The organism is Microcoleus sp. B4-C1 (assembly GCF_036705285.1).
Lineage (GTDB): Bacteria > Cyanobacteriota > Cyanobacteriia > Cyanobacteriales > Microcoleaceae > Microcoleus.
This window is the reverse complement of sequence record NZ_JAUBUC010000071.1, coordinates 26,877-32,955: the sequence shown is the minus strand read 5'-3', so window position 1 is coordinate 32,955 and position 6,079 is coordinate 26,877. Positions and strand designations below refer to the sequence as shown.

4 protein-coding genes are annotated in these 6,079 nt (G+C 46.6%); 1 reads left to right on the top strand and 3 read right to left on the bottom strand.

The features are described from left to right. Positions 1 to 363: 363 nt before the first annotated feature. From htpG to rppA, 3 genes are all read right to left on the bottom strand, one after another. The gene (gene htpG, locus QUB26_RS23700; RefSeq protein WP_333239851.1) at positions 364 to 2,352 is read right to left on the bottom strand and encodes a molecular chaperone HtpG; all 1,989 of its coding nucleotides are present in this window, start codon (positions 2,350 to 2,352) and stop codon (positions 364 to 366) included. A 261-nt stretch (positions 2,353 to 2,613) separates the two neighbouring features. Further along, positions 2,614 to 3,951, bottom strand: a complete 1,338-nt coding sequence (gene rppB / locus QUB26_RS23695; RefSeq protein WP_333239853.1) for a two-component system sensor histidine kinase RppB — start codon at positions 3,949 to 3,951, stop codon at positions 2,614 to 2,616. Positions 3,952 to 4,113: 162 nt separating this feature from the next. Further along, positions 4,114 to 4,803, bottom strand: a complete 690-nt coding sequence (gene rppA, locus QUB26_RS23690) for a two-component system response regulator RppA (RefSeq protein ID WP_333239855.1) — start codon at positions 4,801 to 4,803, stop codon at positions 4,114 to 4,116. A 206-nt stretch (positions 4,804 to 5,009) separates the two neighbouring features. Between rppA and QUB26_RS23685 the strand changes: the two genes are divergently transcribed. Then, entirely contained in the window at positions 5,010 to 6,014 is a 1,005-nt protein-coding gene (locus QUB26_RS23685; RefSeq protein WP_333239857.1) for a multicopper oxidase domain-containing protein, read from the top strand. Positions 6,015 to 6,079 lie beyond the last annotated feature (65 nt).

The following is a 6,079-nucleotide window of genomic DNA, read 5'->3' as shown; positions in this document are numbered from 1 at the left end:
TAAATGCCTCGCCTAATGTCGGTCAATAGCCTTCATAGCCTTGATTTAGCCTCTCGACAATTAATCCACCCTGCCTAGCCCCCCTTGTTAAGGGGGGGACAAAAAACACCCGATCGCCGACTCAGCAAGGGAAATAAACTCTTGCTCCCCCCTTTAGCAAGGGGGGGTTGGGGGGGGGTAATTACATGGCACGTTCAGTCAATTTTGTCAAGACTTGATTCGATCGCTTCATTATATAGCAACAGCGCAGAACCCCCCTAGCCCCCCTTGTTAAGGGGGGGACAAAAAACACCCGATCGCCGGCTCAGCAAGGGAAATAAACTCTTACTCCCCCCCTTAGCAAGGGGGGGTTGGGGGGGGTAATTACATGGCACGTTCAGTCAATTTTGTCAAGACTTGATTCGATCGCTCGACAAAATCCTTCATCCCTTCAGCATCGAAACCCTTCTGGGCCATCAAAGCCAAGTCGTAAACGTGGTGACAAATCATACTCGCCAACTCAGCCGACGGAGACTCGCCGCCACCTTGAATAATCGCACCCTGACTCAAACTCGCCAGATTTTGAATCAGCGGGTGAGACGTATTCACCAGCAAAACGTGGTCTTCGGGGAATTCGGCCGCTTGCTGCTGCAACAGCGCCGTCATGTCGCGCATCCGGCGCAAAGCTTCCGGCAAAAGTACGATCGCAGGTGGCGTCGCCTCCGCAGAGTCAGACTTCAAAGCTTCTGTGCGAATGTTCACTTTCGGCTTATTGAGAGCTTTTTGGAACATTTCTTTAACTTGTTCGCTGCGAGTTTTATTCGTCGCCGGATCGACAATTTCCGCTTCTTTCTCTTTGTCAATTAGCGTTTCATCGATGTCGGAATCAACCCGCGAGAATTTGACATCTGAGTGTTCTCGTTCCAAGAAGCTGATAAAGTGCGTGTCTATGAAAGAATCCATAAACAGCACTTCTAAACCTTGGCTTTTGTGCATAGCAACGTAAGTTGCTTGAGACGCCGGATCTGTACAATAAAACACCCGATTTTCGTGGCGTTTTTGATTGCGTTCCAAATACTCTTTCAGCGTCGTGTAAGGCTGCGTTGAAGCCGAATTTTCCGACTTCGGAGTTACATCTTGCCACAAATCTCCTTCCTCAGTTTGCACCTGAACTTCGGGCGTTACAGTTTCTGGCTTGTCCGCTGTTGGTTCGTAGGTGCTGCGGTAGATTAAAATATCTTCGACTTGCTTTTTGAACTTGTCATCGTTGAGAGTTCCAAACTTGACAAAAGTGCCGATATCTTGCCAGCAGCGGATGTATTCGTTGCGGTCGTCGCGGTAGAGTTCTTTCAGGCGATCTCCCACTTTTTTCGCAATATAATCAGCGATTCTCCGCACAGTGCGATTGCTTTGCAAAGAACTGCGAGAAACGTTCAGGGGAATGTCGGTACTGTCAATAACTCCCCGCAGCGGCATCAAGAATTTCGGGATAATTTCTTCGCAGTGGTCGCTGACAAAAACCTGGTTGCAGAATAGCTTAATATTGCCTTGGGTAACATCGACATCCGGCCGCAGTTTGGGAAAGAAAAGAATCCCGTTGACAATAAAAGGATAATCTGTATTCAGGTGTACCCACAGCAGAGGCTCGTCTTGGTACGGGTAAAGGTAACGGTACAGTTCTAAGTAATCTTCTTTTTGCAAATTGCTGGCTGATTCCCGCCAAATTGCTTTGTGCTTGTTGAGTTCCTCTCCCTCAAATTTGATGGGAACTGGCATGAAATCGCAGTAAGTTTTGATTAACTGCTTAATGCGACTGGGTTCTACATATTCTTGTTCTTCATCTTGGAGGGTAAGAGTAATAGTAGTGCCGCGTTCGGTGCGGGAAGATTCTGATAGTTCAAAAGCCGGAGAACCGTCGCAAGACCAGTGTACGGCTTGCGCGCCTTCCTGGTAAGAAAGAGTATCAATGTCTACTTTCTTCGCCACCATGAAAGAAGAGTAGAAACCCAGACCGAAGTGACCGATAATTGCGTCTTCGCCGCTGCCTTGGTATTTTTCAATAAATTCTTCTGCGCTGGAGAAAGCGACTTGGTTGATGTATTTTTTTACCTCGTCGGCGGTCATGCCGATGCCGTTATCGGAAATTGAGAGGGTTTTGTTTTCTTTGTCGATCGCTATGTTGATTTGCGGTTCGCCCACCTCGCCGCTGTATTCGCCGGAACGAGAAACCATTTTGAGTTTGGCAATGGCATCGACGGCGTTAGAAATTAGTTCCCGCAAGAAGACTTCGTGGTCAGTGTATAGCGACTTCTTGATAATCGGGAAAATATTTTCGGTATGGATTGAGATTGTTCCCTGTTCTAAAACTGTCATAATTTTTCTCTGTGATGACTGCTAATTGCTGAGAAATAGCTATTTAATGATTTTCGGCGATCGTGCTCTCTTCTGCAAAAGGGATTACCACAAAAAGATGATTCGGTTTTCCCCACATCTTGCACAATTCTCAATCAGCCTTTGACGGGCGGGCAGGATGCCCAACCCCTACTCCCCACAACAATAATCACTCTTTGTGGAACAGGCATCTTGCCTGTTCTTGAGCATGGTGCAAGATGTCAGTTTCCCTCACATAGTAGCTTACAAAGGCAACCGCAGCAGGAAAGTAGCGCCCTGCCCCAATTCGCTGCTGGCGCTGAGGCTGCCACGATGTGCCCGGGCAATGGTTTGGGCGATCGCCAATCCCAGTCCCGAACCGCCTGTATGGCGCGATCGATCGCTGTTAACTCGGTAAAATCGATCGAATATTCGCTCTAAATCTGCCGCCGCTATCCCAATACCGGTATCTTGAACCTGAACGATCGCCTCGATGTGATTGCAATCTAAAATAACTGTTACTTTCCCGCCCGCCGGAGTGTATTGAATGGCATTAACAATTAAATTAGCAACTAGGCGATAAAGTTGGTCGGAATTGCCGACAACATTTAATTGCTGCTGCACTCGCACTTCGGATGTTAGCGCTACCTTAGAAGCGATCGCCAAAGCTGCCAATTCCTCTACTAAATCACTAACAAGGTCATTCAAACAACACAATTGAGGGCGATCGCGTATCACTTGATTATCCATGCGAGCCAGTAGCAGCAAATCAGCCACTAACTGAGTCAGTCGTCGGTTTTGGCGATCGATCGTCCGCAAAATTTCCTGCGCTTCTTTTTCATCTAATTGAGGCGTCAACAGCGCCGATTCTACAGTCGCCTGCGAAGCCGCTAAAGGCGTCCGCAATTCGTGAGCAGCATCCGCTGTAAACTGTTGGATTTGTCGGTAGGAAGCATAAATCGGTTTCATGGCTAATCCTGCCAGCCACCAACTAGCAAAGCCTATCAAAATCAATGCTGTAGGCAATCCTAATTTCAAAACCCATTTCACTGTACTGAGATAATCATTAAAGTCTTGTAGGCTCCGCCCAACTTGAAAATATCCCCAATCTTCCTGATTATTGGTGTGCAGCAATACAGAAATTTGGTGATAAATATTGCCTTGGCTGTCAGTGATTGTTTGCCAATGTTGTGAGTTAAATGTCGGTGGCAATTCTTCGGGATAAGCGCCTGCTGTAGCAATCAAATTTCCTGAATTGTCAAATAAACGGATATAGTAAAAGCTTTGGTTTATAGCGCTTAAAATATGGCGATCGGGCAACTGTTGTTTATCTTTAATGCCGTTAACTCCAATTACGCGGAGGTTGGGCAAAAGATCATTGACTATTGGTTCTAGGCGTCCGGGCTGCTGCAATTTTGTTTCTAGGCTGTCGTGTAGCGTCCCCGCTACTGATTCTAATTCGCGGTCTATGGCTACCCAGTGAGCGTGGGCGATCGCCTTGTATACGCCAAATCCCAACAAGCTTAAAATCAAACCCATTACTGCTGCATAGGAAATGGCTAATTGCCAGCGAGTTCGGTTAAATAGTTTATTTTGATTCATTTTTCATAACTTAAGCTGTCAGTCAAACAGTCCGCCAGGGAATGAATTCCCTGGCTAATAGTTAAAGTCCTCTAAAGAGGACTAAAGAACTCATTAGTCCTCTTTAGAGGACTTTAGCTTTGAGGCCGGGAATTCATTCCCTGCCGGACTATCGGTTTTACTTTAATTTCTCATGCGGTATCCGACGCCGTGTACAGTTTCAATTAAATTCGTGCCGCCAACCGACTCAAGTTTGCGTCGCAGCAAGCGCACTTGAGCTGCTACCACATTGCTAAAGGTATCTGCACTCGCTTCCCATAGCTGATTCCGAATTTGGTCAGTGGTGATAATTTGGTTGGGATGTTTCATAAAGTATTCTAGCAGTTGAAATTCTTTGTTTGTCAGTGAAATTATCTGATTTTTGCCGTGGGTATCGACATGACAAGCAGTGCGATTTCCGCAGTCGAGAACGAGATTCCCTACCTGTCTCTGTTGTGGTTGAATTTGGGGCGATCGCCTTTGCAAAGCCCGCAATCTTGCTAACAGTTCCGCCATCCCAAACGGCTTGACTAAATAATCGTCAGCCCCGGCATCTAGTCCCGCAACTTTATCTTCCATTCGGTCTTTTGCTGTCAGCATCAATACGGGCAGGGCGCTATGTTTAGCACGCAATCTCCGCAGCAGTTCCAATCCTGACAATCCTGGTAGCAACCAGTCAAAAATAGCGAGGGTGTATTGCGTCCACTGGCTGTCTAAATATTCCCAAGCTTCACTGCCATCGAGGGCCCAATCAACTATATATTTTTCCTGCTTTAAGGTTCGCTCGATCGCTTTCCCTAAATCGGGCTCATCTTCAACTAGCAAAACTCTCATAACTCTAATTTATAGCGGTAAATCTTTATACATTGTTAGCGATCGGCAGCATCTACCCCAACATCTAACATCACATACTGAGATGAAATCAGCATGAAATTTTCTAATTTCGCAGAAAAAAATGACTGTTGACAATTATTGACAACAAGCGGGAAATGTCTTATACTCAAACGCAATCAAATTTTTGAGAATATTTTTCAATAACTATGACAGATTTATCCGATCGTCCCGCCATGAAAAAGCCGGGGCGCTGGAGTCGCCGCCAACTGCTACAGCTAGGAATAGCTGGTGCTGGGGTAGCGGGGGGCGCGATCGCACTTCAACACTTGACTCGCAAACCGACATCAGTCGCGAGAATACCGCCCATGCCCGCAGATGCAGTCACCGTCAGCAATATCAACCCGATGCAAATTGCGCGGGATTTTGATTACGGCACGGTGACGCGCGAAAACGGGCGCACGGTACGCGAATTTCGCCTAGAAGCTAATACTTCGGTCGTCCAACTTAACAGCGCCGTCGCTTTCAACACCTGGAACGTGAACAATCGCGTGCCGGGGCCGACATTGAGGGCAACTGAGGGCGATCGTATCCGCGTCATTTTTTATAACAAAGCCGCAGATTCTCATTCGCTGCACTTTCACGGCGTTCATACCAGCGAAATGGATGGCGTTAAACCAGTGAAACACGGTTCGGTATTTATTTATGAATTCGATGCCAATCCCTACGGAGTGCATCTATATCACTGCCATATTGAGCCCGTAACTCGCCATATAGGTAAAGGACTCTATGGAATGTTCATCATCGATCCGCCAAAACCCCGCCCTCCCGCCGATGAAATCTTGTTAATCATGGGAGGATACGATGTAAACGACGACAAAAGAAACGAACTATACGCTTTTAACGGGTTGCCCAATTATTACATGAACAACCCGATCCCTATTTACCGAAATCAGCTAATCCGGCTTTACGTTCTCAACATAATTGAGTACGAAGCGGCAGTGACTTTTCACCTGCACGCCAACTTTTTTGACGTATATCGCACGGGAATGACTTTGACTCCCAGTGAAAGAACCGATGTAATCACAATGGGAGTAGCTGAAAGACATATTTTAGAATTTACCTACGGCTACGCTGGAAAATTTATGTTTCATCCCCATCAAGATGATATCGCCGAAGCAGGCTGCATGGGGGTATTTGAAGTCATCACTTAAACCAAATCCTGCTACCACGGTGCGCCGATTCAAATAAAGTATGAAATTATTTGACAAGCTCGATC